Annotated in this window: 13 protein-coding genes; 11 read left to right on the forward strand and 2 right to left on the reverse strand. The window is 71.0% G+C overall.

All coding sequences use genetic code 11. The annotated features are described in order from the left end of the window. Positions 1 to 15 precede the first annotated feature (15 nt). The 11 genes from C6Y14_RS13630 to C6Y14_RS13680 all read left to right on the forward strand — a co-directional run bounded on the left by C6Y14_RS13630 (position 16) and on the right by C6Y14_RS13680 (position 14,713). Positions 16 to 1,020, forward strand: a complete 1,005-nt coding sequence (locus tag C6Y14_RS13630; protein ID WP_107016863.1) for a sugar phosphate isomerase/epimerase family protein — start codon at positions 16 to 18, stop codon at positions 1,018 to 1,020. 225 nt (positions 1,021 to 1,245) lie between these two features. Beyond that, positions 1,246 to 3,702, forward strand: coding sequence for a PQQ-dependent sugar dehydrogenase (locus tag C6Y14_RS13635; RefSeq protein ID WP_225891060.1), 2,457 nt, complete (start codon positions 1,246 to 1,248; stop codon positions 3,700 to 3,702). A gap of 35 nt (positions 3,703 to 3,737) precedes the next feature. Further along, positions 3,738 to 5,150 carry a ThuA domain-containing protein gene (locus C6Y14_RS13640; protein WP_107016865.1) on the forward strand — a complete coding sequence of 471 codons (1,413 nt, stop codon included), beginning with the start codon at positions 3,738 to 3,740 and terminating at the stop codon, positions 5,148 to 5,150. Between the two features lie 123 nt (positions 5,151 to 5,273). After that, entirely contained in the window at positions 5,274 to 6,470 is a 1,197-nt protein-coding gene (locus tag C6Y14_RS13645; RefSeq protein ID WP_107016866.1) for an inositol-3-phosphate synthase, read from the forward strand. Positions 6,471 to 6,820: 350 nt separating this feature from the next. Then, the gene (locus tag C6Y14_RS13650) at positions 6,821 to 7,960 is read left to right on the forward strand and encodes an SCO3242 family prenyltransferase (RefSeq protein WP_450152391.1); all 1,140 of its coding nucleotides are present in this window, start codon (positions 6,821 to 6,823) and stop codon (positions 7,958 to 7,960) included. Continuing rightward, positions 7,957 to 8,949 (forward strand): sugar phosphate isomerase/epimerase family protein, encoded by a 993-nt coding sequence (locus tag C6Y14_RS13655; RefSeq protein ID WP_107016868.1) that lies wholly within the window; start codon positions 7,957 to 7,959, stop codon positions 8,947 to 8,949. The genes C6Y14_RS13650 and C6Y14_RS13655 overlap by 4 nt, the downstream gene beginning before the upstream one ends. Continuing rightward, positions 8,946 to 9,701 (forward strand): EboA domain-containing protein, encoded by a 756-nt coding sequence (locus tag C6Y14_RS13660; RefSeq protein ID WP_199854723.1) that lies wholly within the window; start codon positions 8,946 to 8,948, stop codon positions 9,699 to 9,701. Before C6Y14_RS13655 ends, C6Y14_RS13660 begins: the two co-directional genes overlap by 4 nt. Next, positions 9,701 to 10,648: a TatD family hydrolase gene (locus tag C6Y14_RS13665; RefSeq protein ID WP_107016869.1), complete on the forward strand. Its 948-nt coding sequence runs from the start codon at positions 9,701 to 9,703 to the stop codon at positions 10,646 to 10,648. Before C6Y14_RS13660 ends, C6Y14_RS13665 begins: the two co-directional genes overlap by 1 nt. Before the next feature lie 3 nt (positions 10,649 to 10,651). Beyond that, positions 10,652 to 11,821, forward strand: coding sequence for a metabolite traffic protein EboE (gene eboE / locus C6Y14_RS13670; protein ID WP_107016870.1), 1,170 nt, complete (start codon positions 10,652 to 10,654; stop codon positions 11,819 to 11,821). A gap of 56 nt (positions 11,822 to 11,877) precedes the next feature. Continuing rightward, positions 11,878 to 13,344, forward strand: a complete 1,467-nt coding sequence (locus C6Y14_RS13675) for a nucleotide pyrophosphatase/phosphodiesterase family protein (RefSeq protein ID WP_225891063.1) — start codon at positions 11,878 to 11,880, stop codon at positions 13,342 to 13,344. A gap of 187 nt (positions 13,345 to 13,531) precedes the next feature. Then, entirely contained in the window at positions 13,532 to 14,713 is a 1,182-nt protein-coding gene (locus C6Y14_RS13680; RefSeq protein WP_107016871.1) for a sugar phosphate isomerase/epimerase family protein, read from the forward strand. A gap of 208 nt (positions 14,714 to 14,921) precedes the next feature. Here C6Y14_RS13680 and C6Y14_RS13685 read toward each other — a convergent pair whose 3' ends face one another. Together C6Y14_RS13685 and C6Y14_RS13690 are read right to left on the reverse strand one after the other, a co-directional pair. Beyond that, the gene (locus C6Y14_RS13685) at positions 14,922 to 16,310 is read right to left on the reverse strand and encodes an OFA family MFS transporter (RefSeq protein ID WP_107016872.1); all 1,389 of its coding nucleotides are present in this window, start codon (positions 16,308 to 16,310) and stop codon (positions 14,922 to 14,924) included. Between the two features lie 177 nt (positions 16,311 to 16,487). Continuing rightward, a complete protein-coding gene (locus tag C6Y14_RS13690) occupies positions 16,488 to 18,620 on the reverse strand; it encodes an acetate--CoA ligase family protein (protein WP_107016873.1) in 2,133 nt (710 codons plus the stop codon). Position 18,621 lies beyond the last annotated feature (1 nt).

An 18,621-nucleotide genomic window follows, 5' to 3' on the forward strand; every position in this document is an offset into this window, starting at 1 on the left:
GGAGGGCAAGTCCCGATGCCGCGCACCTTCACGCTCTTCACCGGCCAGTGGGCCGACCTGCCGCTCGAAGAGGTCTGCCGCCTCGCCCGTGACTTCGGTTACGACGGCCTCGAACTCGCCTGTTGGGGCGACCACTTCGAGGTCGACAAGGCCCTCGCGGACCCCGGGTACCTGGACTCGCGGCGGGAACTGCTCGACAAGTACGGCCTCAAGTGCTGGGCCATCTCCAACCACCTCGTCGGCCAGGCCGTCTGCGACGCCATCATCGACGAACGCCACCAGGCGATCCTGCCCGCCCGTATCTGGGGCGACGGCGAGGCCGAGGGCGTACGGCAGCGGGCGGCGGCCGAGATCGCCGACACCGCGCGGGCCGCCGCGGCCTTCGGCGTCGACACCGTCATCGGCTTCACCGGCTCCGCGATCTGGCACCTGGTCGCGATGTTCCCGCCGGCCCCCGAGTCGATGATCGAGCGCGGCTACCAGGACTTCGCCGACCGCTGGAACCCCATCCTCGACGTCTTCGACCACGAGGGCGTGCGGTTCGCCCACGAGGTCCACCCCAGCGAGATCGCGTACGACTACTGGACGACCAAGGAGGCGCTCAAGGCGGTCGACCACCGGCCCGCCTTCGGGCTGAACTTCGACCCCTCGCACTTCGTCTGGCAGGACCTCGACCCGGTCGGCTTCCTCTACGACTTCCGCGACCGGATCTACCACGTCGACTGCAAGGAGGCGCGCAAGCGTCTCGACGGCCGCAACGGCCGCCTCGGCTCGCACCTCCCGTGGGGCGACCCCCGCCGCGGCTGGGACTTCGTGTCCGCGGGCCACGGCGACGTGCCCTGGGAGGACGTGTTCCGGATGCTGCGCTCCATCGACTACACGGGACCGATCTCGGTCGAGTGGGAGGACGCGGGCATGGACCGCCTCCAGGGCGCACCCGAGGCACTCACCCGGCTGAAGGCCTTCGACTTCGAACCGCCCACCGCGTCCTTCGACGCCGCGTTCGGCGGCAACGACTAGCCACCCCCCTCAAGGAGTTCTCTCCGGGGTGACGGCGCACCCCGGCGTATCGCACCCGCAGGAACCACCAGCCCCATTCTGGAGGCACCCGTGCACGCGAACGACCCCACCAGCACCGACAGAACCGAGAGCCACAGAGCCGGCGGTCACAGCTCCGGCAGCGACGGCTCCGGCGACCATGGTTCCGGCAACCATGGCTCCGACAGTCGCAGAGGCCGCCCGAAGATACGGGTCCGCAAGGCGCTGGCCCTGCTCACCGGCGCACTCCTCGCCGGTGCCTCACTCACCCTCGCCACACCCCCGGCGGGCGCGGCCACCGCGGACCCGGGCGCGGCACCCGCCGCACCGGTCGCCGCGGAGGACTTCCAGCAGGTCACCCTCGCCAAGGGCGAAGCCGAGACCGGTGAGCCCATGTCGCTGGCCGTCCTCCCGGACCGCTCGGTGCTGCACACCTCGCGCGACGGCGAACTGCGGATCACCGACAGCGCGGGCAACACCCGCCTGGCCGGCAAGCTCGACGTCTACTCGCACGACGAGGAAGGCCTCCAGGGCGTCGGCATCGACCCCGGCTTCGCCGACAACCGCTTCATCTACCTCTACTACGCCCCGCCGCTGGACACCCCGGCGGGCGACGCCCCCGAGACGGGCACCGCGGCTGACTTCGCGCCCTTCGACGGCGTCAACCGCCTCTCGCGCTTCGTCCTGAACGAGGACGGCACCCTCGACAACGCCAGCGAGAAGAAGGTCCTCGACGTCCCCGCGACCCGCGGCATCTGCTGCCACGTCGGCGGCGACATCGACTTCGACGCGGACGGCAACCTCTACCTGTCGACCGGCGACGACTCCAACCCGTTCCAGTCGGACGGCTACGCGCCCATCGACGAGCGCGCCGACCGCAACCCCGTCTTCGACGCCCAGCGCACCTCCGGCAACACCAACGACCTGCGCGGCAAGATCCTGCGCGTCAAGGTGAACGCCGACGGCTCGTACGGCATCCCCGACGGCAACCTCTTCGCGCCCGGCACGGACAAGACGCGTCCCGAGATCTACGCGATGGGCTTCCGCAACCCGTTCCGCTTCAGCGTCGACAAGAAGACCGGCATCCTCTACGTCGGTGACTACGGCCCGGACGCCGGTGCCGCCGACCCCGCGCGCGGCCCCGCCGGACAGGTCGAGTTCGCCCGCGTCACCGAGCCCGGCAACTTCGGCTGGCCGTACTGCACCGGCGACAACGACGCCTACGTCGACTACGACTTCGCCACGAAGACCTCGGGTGCCGCCTTCGACTGCGCCGCGCCCAAGAACACCTCGCCGAACAACACCGGTCTCACCGACCTGCCGCCGGCCCAGGCCGCCTGGATCCCCTACGACGGCGGTTCCGTGCCCGAGTTCGGCACCGGCTCCGAGTCCCCGATGGGCGGACCGGTCTACCACTTCGACCCCGCGCTCGACTCGCCGGTCAAGTTCCCCGAGGCGTACGACGGTGACTTCTTCGCCGGTGAGTTCGGCCGCCGCTGGATCAAGCGGATCTCCTCCGACGGCGACGGCACCGTGCAGTCCATCAACGACGTGCCGTGGACCGGCACCCAGGTCATGGACATGGCCTTCGGCCCGGACGGCGCGCTGTACGTCCTCGACTACGGTGTCTCCTGGTTCGGCGGCGACGAGAACTCCGCCCTGTACCGCATCGAGAACGCCACCGACGGCCACTCGCCCGTCGCCCAGGCCACGGCCGACAAGCAGTCCGGACAGGCGCCCCTGAAGGTCAAGTTCTCCTCGGCCGGCTCCACGGACGCCGACGGCGACGCCCTCACGTACAGCTGGGACTTCGGCGACGGCGGCACCTCGACCTCGGCCAACCCGACGCACAAGTACAAGGCGAACGGCACCTACACCGCGACCCTGACCGCGAAGGACCCCGACGGCCGCACCGGCAGCTCCAGCGTGCAGATCGTCGTCGGCAACACCGCCCCCAAGGTGACGCTCCAACTCCCCGAGGACGGCCAGCTGTTCGCCTTCGGTGACGCGGTGCCCTTCAAGGTGAAGGTGACCGACCCGGAGGACGGCACCATCGACTGCGCCAAGGTGAAGGTCACCTTCGTCCTCGGCCACGACAGCCACGGCCACCCGGTGACCTCGGCGAACGGCTGCTCCGGCACCATCCAGACCAGCGCCGACGGCGGCCACGACGAGGACGCCAACATCTTCGGTGTCTTCGACGCGGAGTACACCGACGGCGGAGGCGGCGGCCAGCAGGCCCTCACCACGCACGACCAGTCCGTCGTCCAGCCCAAGCACCGCCAGGCCGAGCACTTCGGCAAGTCCGAGGGCGTGACCGTCACGGAGCGGGCCGGCGCGCACGGCGCGAAGACCGTCGGTGACATCCACAACAAGGACTGGATCTCCTTCGAGCCGTACGTCCTGAGCAACGCCACGAAGCTCACGGCACGCGTCTCCTCCGCGGGCACGGGCGGCAAGCTCGAAGTCCGCGCGGGCTCGCCCACCGGACGCCTCCTGGGCAGCGCGACCGTCCCGGTGACCGGCGGCTGGGAGACCTTCCAGGACGTCACCGCCTCCCTGTCCAAGGCTCCGCGCGGCACGACCACGCTCTACCTCGTCTTCAAGGGACGCGGCACCGGGGCCCTGTACGACGTGGACGACTTCACCTTCACGACCCGCTGACCGCCGATCCGCTGATTCGCCGAGGGAGGTCTTTCATGCGAGCAACTGGCCGTACCGTGACCGCGGTGATCGGCGCCGCCCTGCTCATCGGGTGTGTGTCGGGTCCGGCGGCGTCGAACGGTCCGAACGGATCGAAAGGACCGAACGGATCGAACGGGCCGAAGGGGTCTTCGGCCGGTGACCGGGTCCTGGTGTTCTCCGAGACCGCCGGGTTCCGGCACGACTCCATCCCCGAGGGCATCGCCGCGGTGAAGGCCCTCGGAGCCGAACACGGCTTCGCGGTCGACGCCACCGAGGACTCGCGCGCCTTCTCCACGCGCAACCTCGCCCGGTACGACGCCGTGGTGTTCCTCTCCACGACCGGGGACGTCCTCACGAACGGGCAGCAGAAGGCGTTCGAGCGGTACATCGGGCAGGGCGGCGGTTACGTGGGCATCCACGCGGCCGCCGACACCGAGTACGACTGGGAGTTCTACGGCGGCCTCGCCGGCGCCTGGTTCCAGTCGCACCCGGCGATCCAGCCCGCCCGCGTCGAGGTCGAGGACCGGGGCCACCCGGCCACCTCGCACCTCGGGGAGTCCTGGAACCGCACGGACGAGTGGTACAACTACCGCTCCAACCCGCGCGACCGGGCCCATGTACTGGCCTCGCTCGACGAGTCGTCGTACACCGGCGGCACGATGAGCGGCGACCATCCGATCGCCTGGTGCCAGGAGTACAAGGGCGGCCGTTCCTTCTACACGGGCAGCGGCCACACCAAGGAGTCGTACGCCGACCCCGCCTTCCGGCAGCACCTGCTGGGCGGCATCCGCTGGGCCGTCGGCGACACCCAGGCCGACTGCCGTCCGGAGAAGGGCTACACACCGCTCTTCGACGGAAGTGCCGAATCGCTGGCCGCCTGGAAGCAGGCGGGACCGGGTGCGTTCTCGCTCTCGGACGACGGGACACTCACGTCGTCCGGCGGCCTGGGCATGCTCTGGTACGGCGCCTCGGAGTTCACCTCGTACTCGCTGAAGCTCGACTGGAGGATGGCGAGTTCCTCCGGCGACGACAACTCCGGTGTCTTCGTGGGCTTCCCGGCCTCCGACGACCCGTGGTCGGCCGTCGACAACGGGTACGAGATCCAGATCGACGCGACCGACGCCCCCGACCGCACCACCGGGGCCGTGTACAGCTTCCAGTCCGCCGACATCAAGAAGCGCGACCGTGCGCTGAACCCGCCGGGGGAGTGGAACACGTACGAGATCCGCGTGGAGGGCGAACGACTCCGCGTCTGGCTCAACGGCGTGAAGGTCAACGACTACACCAACACCGATCCGGCGCGGAGCCTGCGGGACGGTCATGTCGGCATCCAGAACCACGGTGCCGAGGACCGGGTGTCCTTCCGCGACGTCCGGATCAAACAACTGCCGGTGCGGCCGGTGCGAACCGCCGTACACGGCGACTGAGCGACGGCGGGCGGGGGACGCCGGACCCCCGCCCGCCGTCTTGACCTCTCCACCTCCACCTTCCGGCACCGGCTTTTCCGCGTTGCGTTCGCGCTGAGTTCGCGTTTGAGAGGGAGGCTGCCCATGTCCGCCGAACCGTCTGTTTCCCCTTCTCGGGTCGGAGTGTGGCTGATCGGAGCGAGGGGCTCCGTCGCCACTACCGCCGTCGCGGGCTGCGCGGCCGTCACGGCCGGGCTCCATCCACCGACCGGCATGGTGACCGAGACCGGCGCCTTCCACGAGGCCGGCCTGCCCGCCCTGCCCTCACTCGTCTTCGGCGGCCACGACGTCGTCGACTGCCCACTCCCGAAACGGGCCGAGTCCCTCGCCGCGGGCGGGGTCCTGCCCCACGACCTGCCGTCCGCCGTCGCCGCCGAACTGGCCTCCGCCGACCGGGAGATCAGGATCGGCGGCCCGCTCCCCGGCGACACCCGGACCGAGGACGAACTGATCGAGGCCCTCGCCCAGGACATCCGCGACTTCGCCCACCGGGGCGGACTCGCCAGAACCGTCGTGGTGAACGTCTCCTCCACGGAACCCGTCCCCGAGGGCGACACCCTCCCCGCCAGCTCCCTGTACGCCGCCGCCGCACTGCGGGCCGGCTGCCCGTACGTCAACTTCACCCCGTCCGCGGGCCTGCACCACCCCCGCCTCGCACCGGCGGCAGCCGCATCGGGGCTGCCCTACGCCGGCCGCGACGGCAAGACGGGCCAGACCCTGCTGCGATCCGTCCTCGGCCCGATGTTCGCGCAGCGCGCGCTGGCCGTCCGCGCCTGGTCCGGTACGAACCTGCTGGGCGGCGGTGACGGCGCGGCCCTCGCCGACCCGGCCGCCGCGGCCGCCAAGAACGCCGGCAAGGAACGCGTCCTCGCCGACACCCTCGGCACGGTCCCCGAAGGCGAGACCCACATCGACGACGTACCGTCCCTCGGCGACTGGAAGACCGCCTGGGACCACATCGCCTTCGACGGCTTCCTCGGCACCCGGATGGTCCTCCAGACGACCTGGCAGGGCTGCGACTCCTCCCTCGCCGCCCCGCTGATCCTGGACCTGGCCCGCCTGACCGCCCGCGCCCACGAGCTGGGCGTCTCGGGCCCGCTCGCCGAACTGGGCTTCTACTTCAAGGACCCGGTGGGGGAGGGCCCCGCGCCCCTGGGCGAGCAGTACGCCCACCTGATCGGCTTCGCCGACCGTCTGCGCGAACTCGCGCGACCGCCGGGCCCTGAGGAGCCCCGAGAGGTCCGCGACGCCGCGGAGCGCATGGCGGGGGAGCACCGGTGAGTGTTCTACGAGGACTGGTGGGCCCGGGGCGGGGCGCTGCGCCAGGAAGCGGTGCGGCGTCCGGGCGGACCGGTGCGCCCGGCCCGGACGGGGCCCCCGCCGCGCGCGGAGTCTCCGCGTGGCGGGAGCGGCTCGGGTGGCGTACGGGGTCGGCGACACCGGCTCGCCCAGCCACCGGAGCACCGCGGCGGCCGGATGCCAGGGCGCCACGGCCGGCGGACGCGCAGCCACCACGGCACCCGGACCTGAGGGCATCGCGGCAGCCGGACCTGACCGCATCGCGGCAGCCCGGTGCCGAGCCGGATCCGGGCCTGGGTCCGGAGCCGGAACGGGCGTCGGCCTGGGAACGGGTGCCGCAGCGCCTGCGGGCACAGGCGCAGCAGCCCGGGCAGCGGCCGAAGCCGCGCCCGGCGGGTGCGGGACTGCGCGCCTGGGTGGAACTCCTGCGCCTGCCCGCCCTGTTCACCGTCCCCGGCGACGCGCTCGCGGGCGCCGCCGCCGCAGGGGTCCGCCCGAACCCCCGAACCCTGCTCGCCATCGGTTCCTCCCTCTGTCTGTACGAGGCCGGTATGGCCCTCAACGACTGGGCCGACCGAGCCGAGGACGCCGTCGACCGCCCGCACCGCCCCCTGCCCTCCGGCCGGGTGAAGCCGGCCGCCGCCCTCGCGGCAGCCGGGGGCCTGACCCTGGCGGGCCTGGCCCTCGCGTCCCGCGCGGGCCGCCGGCCGCTCGCGGTCGCCGGCGCCCTTGCGGCCACGGTCTGGTCGTACGACCTGGTCCTCAAGCGCACGCCCGCCGGCCCCGTGGCGATGGCCGCGGCCCGGGGCCTGGACCTCCTCCTCGGCGGAGTGGCCTCGGGCGGCGACACCCGCAAGGCGGTGCCGTCCGCCCTGACGTTGGCCACCCACACCCTGGCCGTCACCACGGTCTCCCGCCACGAGACCCAGGGCGGCTCCCCCTGGGCCCCGCTGACCGCCCTGGCCACCACGACAGCCCTGACCTGGTCCCTGACACGCGACACCCGGAGGGGCGACACCCGGACGGGCGCCGACGTGTCACGCGCCGACGTGTCACGCGCCGACCTGTCACGCGCCGACCTGACGGGTGACGACCGAAGGAGCACCACCGGTACGAGCGCCACCGGTACGGGCGCCATCGGTACGGGCGGCCGGTCACCGGAGCACGCACCGCCTGGCCCGCTCAGCCTCAGGCACCCCCCTCCCAGGCCCAGGGGAGTCACCCTGAACATCGCCTCCCTGAGCGGAGCGCTCACCACCCTCTACGCCGTGACCTCCGCCCGCCCCCTCCTTCACGCCGCCCTCAACCCGTCACCCCCACTCACGCAGAGAGCCGTCGGCGGCGGCATCCGGGCCATGATCCCGCTCCAGGCGGCCCTCGCCGCCCGCTCCGGAGCCCCCGTCACGGCCCTGCTGACGGCAGCCCTCGCCCCGGCCGCCCGCAGGTTCAGCCGAAAGGTGAGCGTGACATGACCCCTCCGCCGAGCCCTGTGCCGAGCTCTCCGCCGAGCCCTGACCCCGCCGCCCGGTCGGCCCCCCACCCCCTCCGCTTCTCCTACGGCACCAACGGTCTGACCGACCTGCGCCTGGACGACGCCCTCTCCCTCCTCGCCGACCTCGGTTACGACGGCGTGGGACTGACCCTCGACCACATGCACCTCGACCCGTTCGCTCCCGGCCTCGCCGCCCGCACCCGGGGGATCGCCCGCAGACTGGACGAACTGGGCCTGGGCGTCACCCTGGAGACCGGCGCCCGCTACGTGCTCGACCCGAGGCGCAAGCACGGCCCGTCCCTGCTCGACCCGGACCCGGACGAGCGGGCCCGGCGCGTCGACCTTCTCGTCCGTGCCGTCCGGATCGCGGGCGACCTCGGCGCCCACGCGGTGCACTGCTTCAGCGGCATCCTCCCGAAGGACGAGTCCGGAGCGGTCGCCGAGGACATCGCCTGGAAGCGCCTCGCCGAAGCACTCAGCCCCGTCCTCGACGTGGCCACCGACGCCCGAATACCCCTGGCCGTCGAACCGGAACCCGGTCACCTCCTCGCCACCCTCGACGACTTCCACCGGCTGCGCACCACCCTCGGCAGTCCGGACGCCCTCGGGCTCACCCTCGACATCGGCCACTGCCAGTGCCTCGAACCGCAGTCACCCGCCGACTGCGTACACGCCGCCGCGCCCTGGCTGAAGCACGTCCAGATCGAGGACATGCGCCGCGGCGTCCACGAACACCTCCCTTTCGGCGACGGCGAGATCGACTTCCCGCCCGTACTCGAAGCCCTCGCCGCCGTGGCCTATCGGGGCCTGGTCTCCGTCGAACTGCCCCGCCACTCCCACGCCGGCCCTCACTTCGCCGAACAGTCCCTCCCGTTCCTCCAGCACGCGGCCTCGTCCTCCGTCCCCGAGGGCAACCCCGACCACCCCCGGCCGGCCGCCGAAGGCGTCCTCGAAGGGAGAACCCCGTGAACGACCTCCACGACGCCCCCGGCGCCGCCCGCACCCCCTTCCCGGCCAAGACCCCGCCCGCCCTGACCACCCTGCACGCCCGCCTGAACTCCCTCCTCGGCGGCGCCGCCCGGGCCTGGCTCGACCAGGCCCTCGACGAGGCGGCCGCCCACCCGGGCACCCACGGCCCCATCTCCGTATGGGAGCTGCGGATCGCCGAGGCGGGCCGGCGCTGCGGACCCGACTACGCGGAAGCGGCCCGTGTACTCCTCCTGTACGCGGCCCGGGCCGACGCCCCCACCCTCGCCCGGGTCTACCGCCAGGGCACCGCCGACGAACGACGCGCCGTCCTGGAGGCCCTGCCCCACCTCGTGGATGGACCCGAGGCCCTGCCGGTCGTCGAGGACGCCCTGCGCACCAACGACACCCGGCTGGTGGCCGCGGCCGTCGGCCCGTACGCCGCCCGGCACCTGGACGCCCACAACTGGCGGCACGCCGTCCTGAAGTGCCTGTTCACCGGCGTGCCCGTGGACGCCGTGGCCGACCTTCCCGACCGGGCCCGCGACGACGCCGAACTCGCCCGCATGCTCGGCGACTACGCCGCCGAACGCACCGCCGCCGACCGCCCCGTCCCCCACGACCTGCACCGCGTCCTGGCCCTCACCGGGCACCCGGCCACCCCCACCGGAACCGACGTACCGGACGATCCGACCGCCCCCGACGGTACGGACGGCACGGACGGCACGCGCGGTCCCGACGGCAAGGAGTCCTGATGCGCATCTTCGACCCCCACATCCACATGACGTCTCGGACCACCGACGACTACGAGGCCATGTACGACTCCGGCGTCCGTGCCGTCGTCGAACCCGCCTTCTGGCTGGGGCAGCCACGCACGTCACCCGCCTCCTTCTTCGACTACTTCGACGCCCTCCTCGGCTGGGAGCCCTTCCGCGCGGCCAAGTACGGCATCGCGCACCACTGCACCATCGCCCTGAACCCCAAGGAGGCCAACGACCCGCGCTGCGTGCCCGTCCTCGACGAACTGCCCCGGTATCTCGTCAAGGACCACGTGGTGGCCGTCGGCGAGATCGGCTACGACTCGATGACGCCCGCCGAGGACACCGCGCTGGCCGCTCAGCTCCAGCTCGCCGCCGAGTACGCGCTCCCCGCACTGGTCCACACGCCCCACCGCGACAAGCTGGCGGGCCTGCGCCGCACCCTCGACGTCGTCCGGGAGTCCGCACTGCCCCTGGACCACGTCCTGATCGACCACCTCAACGAAACGACCGTCAAGGAGGCCAAGGACGGCGGCTGCTGGCTCGGCTTCTCCGTCTATCCGGACACCAAGATGGACGAGGAACGGATGGTCGCGGTCCTGCAGGAGTACGGACCGGAGAAGGTGCTGGTCAACTCCGCGGCCGACTGGGGCAAGAGCGATCCGCTGAAGACCCGCAAGGTCGCCGACGCCCTGTTGAAGGCCGGGTTCACCGAGGACGACGTCGACCAGGTGCTGTGGCGCAACCCCGTCGCCTTCTACGGCCTCAGCGGGCGCCTCGACCTCGACATCGCCGGCACGGACGCCACCCACGAGGGCAACTCCATCCTCCGAGGAGTCCCGAAAACCGCACCGGAGCCCGGGACCGGGACCGAACCCGGGGCCGCGTCCGGGACCGGGACCGCGAGCGAGACCCGGACTCAGACCGCGACCACGGAGGCGTGACCGATGCGCTTCCGCCACCCCGACGGCTCCACCGTCCACCTCGCCTACTGCACCAACGTCCACCCCGCCGAAACCCTCGCCGGAGTCCGCGCCCAGCTCCGCGACCACTGCGAACCCGTGCGCAGGCGGCTCGGCCGCGACCGGCTCGGCATCGGCCTGTGGCTCGCCAAGGACGCGGCCCGAGCCCTCGTCACCGACCCGTCCGCCCTGCGCGGCCTGCGCGCGGAACTCGACAGCCGGGGTCTCGAAGTCGTCACCCTCAACGGCTTCCCCTATGAGGGATTCGGGGCCGAGGAGGTCAAGTACCGCGTCTACAAGCCGGACTGGGCCGACCCCGAGCGCCTCGACCACACGACGGCCCTCGCCCGCCTGCTCGCCGGACTCCTCCCCGACGACGTCACCGAGGGCACCATCTCCACCCTCCCGCTCGCCTGGCGCACCGTGTACGACGACGACCGCGCGGCCCTGGCACACACGGCCCTGCGCACACTCGCCGAACGCCTCGACGCGCTGGAGGAGCTGACCGGCCGCTCCATCCGCATCGGCCTGGAACCCGAACCGGGCTGCACCGTCGAGACCACGGCCGACGCCATCGCCCCGCTCGCCGCCATCGGCCGCGACCGCATCGGCATCTGCGTCGACACCTGTCACCTCGCCACCTCCTTCGAAGATCCGCACACCGCCCTGGACCGGCTGGCCGCCGCCGGCGTCCCCGTCGTCAAGTCCCAGCTGTCGGCCGCCCTGCACGCCGAACACCCCCACCTCCCCGAAGTGCGCGAGGCCCTCGCCGCCTTCGACGAACCCCGCTTCCTGCACCAGACCCGCACCCTCACCGCCGCCGGGCTCCGCGGCACCGACGACCTCGGCGAGGCCATCAAGGAGGACGCGCTGCCCGACGCCTCCCCGTGGCGCGCCCACTTCCATGTGCCGTTGCACGCGGCTCCCGCCGCACCTCTCACCTCCACGCTGCCCGTGCTCAAGGACACGCTGACCCGGCTGGTCGGCGGCCCGCAGCCGCTCACCCACCACCTTGAGGTCGAGACCTACACCTGGCAGGCACTCCCGCCGGAACTGCGCCCCCGCGGCCGGGCCCAGCTCGCCGACGGCATCGCCGCCGAACTCATGCTCGCCCGCGACCTGTTGACGGACCTCGGCCTGAAGGAGCTGCCGTGAGCACCCCCGAAACCCCGGCCGAGTCAGTGCCCGTGCCCGTACCCGAGCCACTGCCCATGACCGAGCGCGAGACCGTGGCCCCAGCCGGAGCACCGCCCGAGACGTCGGCCGAGTTCCTGGCCGAGCCGGCCACCGCCGCCGGCCCGTCTTCCCCCACTCCTCTCCTCGTCCTGGACGTCGTCGGCCTCACCCCCCGGCTCCTCGACCACATGCCGCGCCTCAAGTCCCTGGCCCAGTCCGGCTCCAAGGCCCACCTCGGCACCGTGCTGCCCGCCGTCACCTGCGCCGCCCAGTCCACGTTCCTGACCGGCACCCATCCCTCCGAGCACGGCATCGTCGGCAACGGCTGGTACTTCCGCGACCTCGGCGACGTCCTTCTGTGGCGCCAGCACAACGGCCTGGTGTCCGGCGACAAGATCTGGGACGCCGCCCGGCGCGTCCACCCCGGCTACACGGTCGCCAACATCTGCTGGTGGTACGCCATGGGCGCCGACACCGACATCACCATCACCCCCCGTCCGGTCTACTACGCCGACGGCCGCAAGGAACCCGACTGCTACACCCGGCCCCCGGCCCTGCACGATGAACTCACCGAGAAATTCGGCACGTTCCCGCTCTTCCACTTCTGGGGCCCAGGCGCCGACCTCGTCTCCAGCCAGTGGATCATCGACGCCACCCGTCACGTCATCGCCACCCGCCGGCCGGACCTGACCCTCTGCTACCTCCCTCATCTCGACTACGACCTACAGCGCTTCGGCCCCGACGACCCGCGCTCCCTGAAAGCGGCCGCCGACCTGGACGCGGCCCTGGCCCCACTGCTCGACGACGCCCGCGCGGAAGGCCGTACCGTCGTCGCCCTGTCCGAGTACGGCATCACCCGCGCGGACCGCCCCGTCGACATCAACCGAGCGCTGCGCCGCGCCGGACTCCTTGAGGTGCACACCCAGGACGGCATGGAGTACCTCGACCCGATGACCTCACGGGCCTTCGCCGTCGCCGACCACCAGATCGCCCATGTCTACGTCCGACGCCCCGAGGACATGGAAGCCACCAAGGCGGCGCTCGCCGACCTGCCCGGCATCGAGCAACTCCTCGACGACGAGGGCAAGAAGACCCATCACCTCGACCATCCCCGCTCCGGCGAGCTGGTCGCCGTCGCGGAGCCGGACGCCTGGTTCACGTACTACTACTGGCTCGACGACGCCCGCGCGCCCGACTTCGCGCAGCTCGTCGAGATCCATCGCAAACCCGGCTACGACCCGGTCGAGCTCTTCATGGATCCGCTCGACCCGTACGTCAAGGTCAAGGCCGCGGGCGCGCTGGCCCGCAAGAAGCTCGGCATGCGCTACCGCATGGCGGTCGTGCCCCTCGACCCCTCACCTATTCGAGGCAGCCACGGCCGCCTCCCCCTGAGCGACGACGAAGGTCCGCTCATCATCTGCTCCACCCCCCGCGCTGTCGGCGACCGCGTCGCGGCCACCGATGTGAAATCCCTGCTGCTCGACCTGGCCGGCCTCGGGTGACAGCACCCGGGAACGACCGGACGGGCGAACACGAAAAGTGAAACACACGGCACCGACACCGTGCCCGGCCTGTGGATAACTCCCGTACGCCTCGCCATTTTTGCTGGTCGAAGGCATATCGCCCCAGCCGGGCGCCGATCCCGCACACGGCCGTACACGGTCGTGCACCAACCGAGAGAGAGACACCGTGACCGCGTTCAACGACGAATCCGGATCCGGCGACGCCCTGCGTCGCACGCTCGGCGTCAACCGCCGCCGCTTCCTCAGCACCTGCACCGCCGTCGCCGCCGGGGCGGTCGCCGCTCCGGTGCTGGGCGCCTCACCCGCCCTGGCCCAGGACCGGGACAGAGGCCACGGCCACGGCCATGACCACGGTCACGGCCGCGGACACGTCCTCGTCCCGCCGGGCAAGCGCGGCATCATCCTCTACACCGTCCGTGACGCCACGGCCCGCGACCCGCTCGCCTCGGACCTGCCCTCCGGCTTCCGTGAGGTGTTCAAGCAGCTGGCCCGCCACGGATACCGCCAGGTGGAGTTCGCCGGATACAACCAGCACGCCAACGCGCCGGGCGGCGCCAGCCTGGAGTCCGTCGCGGGCGCGAGGCTGCTGCGCTCCTGGCTCGACGACTACGGGCTGCGCGCCCAGGGCAACCACGGCTTCATACCGCCCTCCTGGCCGCTGACCACCGCCGACCTGGACACCTTCAAGAAGCACCTGGAGATCGCCAACATCCTCGGCATGGACCACATGGGCACCGGTGGCGACCCCACCGGCAGCTCCTACCGGGCCGACTGGGACGTGGCGGCCGAGAAGTGGAACGCGCTGGGCAAGGTCGCCCGCCGCGAGGGCATCAAGCTGTACACGCACAACCACGACGCGGCGTACGGCTTCCTGCTCGACGGGGGCCCGCTGGACGCACAGGGCCGGCCCACCCGCAGCTCCGGCATCCGCAAGCTGGAGTACTTCCTGAAGGTCACCGACCCGAAGCTGGTCTGGCTGGAGATGGACATCTTCTGGGCGCACGTGGCCCAGTACAAGTTCCACACCTACACCGCCCACGACGGCTCCACCCGCGAGAAGGTCTTCGACCCGGCGGGGCTCGTCGCCCGTCACAACAAGCGCTACCCGCTGTTCCACGCCAAGGACGGTGTCGTGAGCACCACCAACGGCATGGGCTACGACATGGTGCCCTTCGGAACGGGCGTCATCGACTACACCACGTTCTTCTCTCGGGTCGGGGAGCGGAACTACCACAACCCGATGGTCGAGGACGACAACTCGCCCAGTGCCACCGACCCCGCGCAGTCGCTGCGCGAGGCCAAGATCAGTTACGACAACCTCGCGGCCCTGCGCTCCAAGAAGCACTGAGCCGGGGCGCCTCGCGCAAGCACCCGGCACGGCGCAGTCCGGACGTACAACAGCCGGACGTACAACGTTCGGACGTACAAAAGGCGGACGTACAACAGGCGGTCCTTCCCACGCACTGTCGTGGGGAGGACCGCCGTCGTTCTCAAGGACCGAAGCGGATCTTGGGGTTCCAGGACGTCGGGGACGGATGCGGCGTGGGGAACACCGGTCAGGCCATCTCCTCACCGATGGGGTGCGGGTTGGGTACGACGTTCTTGGTGCTGGGCCTGCCGGGAGCCCGGAGGAAGAGCGCCAGGACCGCGGAGCCGAGGCCGATGCTGCCGGCCAGTGCGAAGGCTCCTCCGTAGCCCCAGGCGCTCACGACGATCGCTCCCACACCGGAGCCGACGAGACCGGAGATGAGCTTGGAGCTGTAGACCATGCCGTAGTTGGAGGCGTTGTTGTTCTCACCGAAGTAGTCCGCGGTCATCGCCGCGAACAGCGGGAAGATCGCGCCGCCGCCGAAGCCGGAGATCATCGAGCAGACCAGGAAGAACGGCATCGAGCCCAGGTTCCCGGAGAAGAACACACCGAACTGGGAGCAGCCGAGCACGATACAGACGATGACGAGGGTGTTCCGGCGGCCGTACCGGTCCGAGATCCAGCCGATGACACCTCGTCCGGTGCCGTTCACGATGGCCTTGAGCGACATGGCGGTGGCCACGATGCCGCCGGCGAATCCCATCTCCTTCCCGAAGGGGACCTGCATGGCGATACCGAAGATGTTGATGCCGGCCGTGCACAGCAGGCAGAACCACATCATCCACAGCACGGGCGTCCTGGCCGCCTCGCGCGGTGTGTACTGCTTGACCGCCGGCGGGTTCTTCGCCAGCGCCCGCACGACCCGCGGGTCGGTCGAGGTCTTCAGCGGGTCCACGTGCGCGGGCCACCAGTTCTTCGGCGGGTCCTTGAAGAACCAGCCGGCGAACGCGACGACCGTGCAGCAGATCACGCCTACGAAGACCAGCACCGTCTCGTAGTTGGACAGGTCCATGTACGAGGTGAACAGGAACACGAAGGGCACGGAACCGTAGGCGAAACCGCCGTTGACCATGCCGGTCTTGCCGCCCTTGCGCTCCGGATACCACTTGCCGACCATGTTCACGCAGGTCGCGTAGACGAGTCCGGCGCCGATGCCGCTGAACATGCCGAAGCCTATGTAGGCGACGATCACATGTGGCGCGTACGCCAGTGAGAGATAGCCCAGGAGTGTGCCGCACGCGCCGAGCATCATGGCGTACCGCGCGGGGAGCCGTCCGCTCTCGCGCAGCTGGCCGGCCGGGAAGGCCACGGCCGCCTGGAAGAACACCCAGACGCCCATCAGCCAGAAGATGTGCCCACTGTTCCAGAGGTGGGCCTCATGCAGGGTGTCCTCGGCGGAGGTGAACGCGTACTCCGAGGAGCTGATGCCGAGCATGCCCATCCAGGGGAAGAGCACCATGGTCCAGCGTGGTCGCCCCATGATGTCCCGGTCGGTCTCGCCGATCCGGTACAGGCGGCCGTTGCGGTCCGTCACCTCCCTGTAGGGGACGGGTGTCGTGATGTCGGTGGTTGTCATGTCTCGTTGCACCCCTTGCGTCGAAAGATCTGGCCAGCGCCCCCTGTCCAATGCCTTTCGTGTGCGCACGGGTCCCGGGGCGGGCCGACGCGCACCGTCGGCCCGCCCCTTCGCCGGGTCAGGTCATGAACCGCCCCCTCAACAGCCCCGCCGGCCGGGTCGCTGCCCGCCGCCGCGTCACAACAGCCCCGCCGCCCGCGCCCAGCGGTACTTGGCTCCGAGCACCGCCACCGGCTTCTCGGTGGTGTACGGGTAGGCCACGACCCCGTGCTCGTACAGGTACTGGCAGGCCTCCTCGACCTCGACGTCGCCCGCGAGCGACGCCACCACGGGCTTCTCGATCCCGCGCTCCCTGAATTCGGCCACCACGCGCGCGGTGAGCTCGGCGAAGACCATGGGAGGGGTCACGATGGTGTGCCAGTAGCCGAGGACCAGTGAGTGGATCCTCGGGTCCTCCAGACCGAGCCTGATCGTCGCCTCGTAGGTCGACGGGGGTTCGCCGCCCGTGATGTCCACCGGGTTGCCGGCGGCCCCGAAGGGCGGGATGAACTTCCTGAAGGAAGCGTCCAGGTCGGGCGGGATCTCCATGAGGGAGAGGCCGTTGTCGGTCACCGCGTCGGACAGCAGTACGCCGCTGCCGCCGGCGCCGGTGATGATCACGATGTTGTCGCCCTGGGGAGCGGGCAGCACCGGCAACGCGCGCGCGTACTCCAGCATTTCGTTCAGGCCGGGCGCCCTGATGACACCGGCCTGCTTCAGGATGTCCTCGTACACGGCGTCGTCGCCCGCCAGAGCGCCCGTGTGCGAGCCCGCGGCCTTCGCCCCGGCCGCGGTGCGGCCCGCCTTCAGGACGACCACCGGCTTCTTGGGGACGGTCGCCCGCGCGGCCTCCACGAAGGCCCGCCCGTCCTTGAGGTCCTCCAGGTGCATGGCGATGCACTTGGTGTTGGGGTCCTCGCCGAACCAGGTCAGCAGGTCGTCCTCGTCGAGGTCCGACTTGTTGCCGAGCCCCACGATCGCGGAAACACCCGTCTTCGTAGTGCGCGCGAAGCCCAGGATGGCCATCCCTATGCCACCGGACTGCGAGGTGAGGGCGACACCGCCCTTCACGTCGTACGGCGTGCAGAACGTGGCGCACAGGTCCTGCCACGTCGAGTAGTAGCCGTAGATGTTCGGCCCGAGCAGCCGGACGCCGTACCGCTCGCCGATGGCCACGATCTCGTCCTGGAGTCCCTGCTCACCGGTCTCCGCGAACCCCGAGGGGATCAGTACGGCGTTGGCGATCCCCTTGCGTCCCACCTCCTCCAGGGCCGCAGCCACGAACTTGGCGGGGATAGCGAAGACCGCCACATCCACCTCACCGGGAACGTCGGTGACACTCTTGTACGCCTTGCGGCCGAGAATGTCATCGGCCTTGGGGTTCACCGGATGGATCTCCCCGGAGAAACCGCCGTCGATGAGGTTGCGCATGACCGAATTGCCGATCTTTCCCTGTTCGTTGGAGGCGCCGATCACGGCCACCGACGACGGCTGCATCAGCCGGCGCATCGAGGTGAGGATCTCGTCGCGGCCGTACGTGCGGCGGGGTTTCGGCACCGACTCGGCGAGGATCACCCGGATGTCCGCGGCCATCGCGCCCTCCGGGGTGGCGATCACCGGGTTCAGGTCCACCTCGGCGATCTCTGGGAAGTCCGAGACCAGTTCGGAGACCCGGCGGATCTGCTCGGCGACCGCCCACCGGTCCACGGCGGGGGCGCCCCGTACCCCGCGCAGGATCTCCGCGGCCCGGATCGAGTCCAGCATCGACAGCGCCTCGTCCGGGTCGACGGGCGCCAAGCGGAACGTGACGTCCTTCAGGACCTCGACCAGCACACCGCCGAGCCCGAACGCCACGACCTTGCCGAACGTCGGGTCGGTCACCGCGCCGACGATCACCTCCTGCCCCTGGGGCAGCAGTTCCTGCACCTGTACGCCCTCGATGCGGGCCTGGGGGTTGTACGCCCTGGCGTTCTCGACGATCTTGTGGAAGGCGGCGCGTATGTCCGCCGCACCCTCCACGCCGACGATCACGCCGCCCGCGTCGGTCTTGTGGAGGATGTCCGGAGAGACGATCTTCATCACGACGGGACCGCCGAAGCGCGCCGCGTGGGCGACCGCCTCGTCGACGTCGGTCGCCAGCTCCTCACCCGGAACGGCGATCGCGTAGGCATCGGCGACCACCTTGCCCTCGGGTGCGGTCAGCGCCGTCCGTCCTGAAGCCCGCACGGCGTCGAGGAGCCTGCGTACCCTCAGCACCCGGTCTTCGGCCATC

The sequence above is a fragment of the Streptomyces dioscori genome (genome assembly GCF_003024195.1).
In the GTDB taxonomy this organism is placed as follows: Bacteria; Actinomycetota; Actinomycetes; order Streptomycetales; family Streptomycetaceae; genus Streptomyces; species Streptomyces dioscori.

What these genes read in the sequence shown, in the direction of transcription:
- C6Y14_RS13645 (WP_107016866.1), top strand. Translation starts at nt 5,274, where the DNA reads ATGTCCGCCGAACCGTCTGTTTCCCCTTCTCGGGTCGGAGTGTGGCTG.
- C6Y14_RS13690 (WP_107016873.1), bottom strand. Translation starts at nt 18,620, where the DNA reads ATGGCCGAAGACCGGGTGCTGAGGGTACGCAGGCTCCTCGACGCCGTG.
- eboE (WP_107016870.1), top strand. Translation starts at nt 10,652, where the DNA reads ATGCGCTTCCGCCACCCCGACGGCTCCACCGTCCACCTCGCCTACTGC.
- C6Y14_RS13655 (WP_107016868.1), top strand. Translation starts at nt 7,957, where the DNA reads ATGACCCCTCCGCCGAGCCCTGTGCCGAGCTCTCCGCCGAGCCCTGAC.
- C6Y14_RS13665 (WP_107016869.1), top strand. Translation starts at nt 9,701, where the DNA reads ATGCGCATCTTCGACCCCCACATCCACATGACGTCTCGGACCACCGAC.
- C6Y14_RS13630 (WP_107016863.1), top strand. Translation starts at nt 16, where the DNA reads ATGCCGCGCACCTTCACGCTCTTCACCGGCCAGTGGGCCGACCTGCCG.
- C6Y14_RS13640 (WP_107016865.1), top strand. Translation starts at nt 3,738, where the DNA reads ATGCGAGCAACTGGCCGTACCGTGACCGCGGTGATCGGCGCCGCCCTG.
- C6Y14_RS13685 (WP_107016872.1), bottom strand. Translation starts at nt 16,310, where the DNA reads ATGACAACCACCGACATCACGACACCCGTCCCCTACAGGGAGGTGACG.
- C6Y14_RS13675 (WP_225891063.1), top strand. Translation starts at nt 11,878, where the DNA reads ATGACCGAGCGCGAGACCGTGGCCCCAGCCGGAGCACCGCCCGAGACG.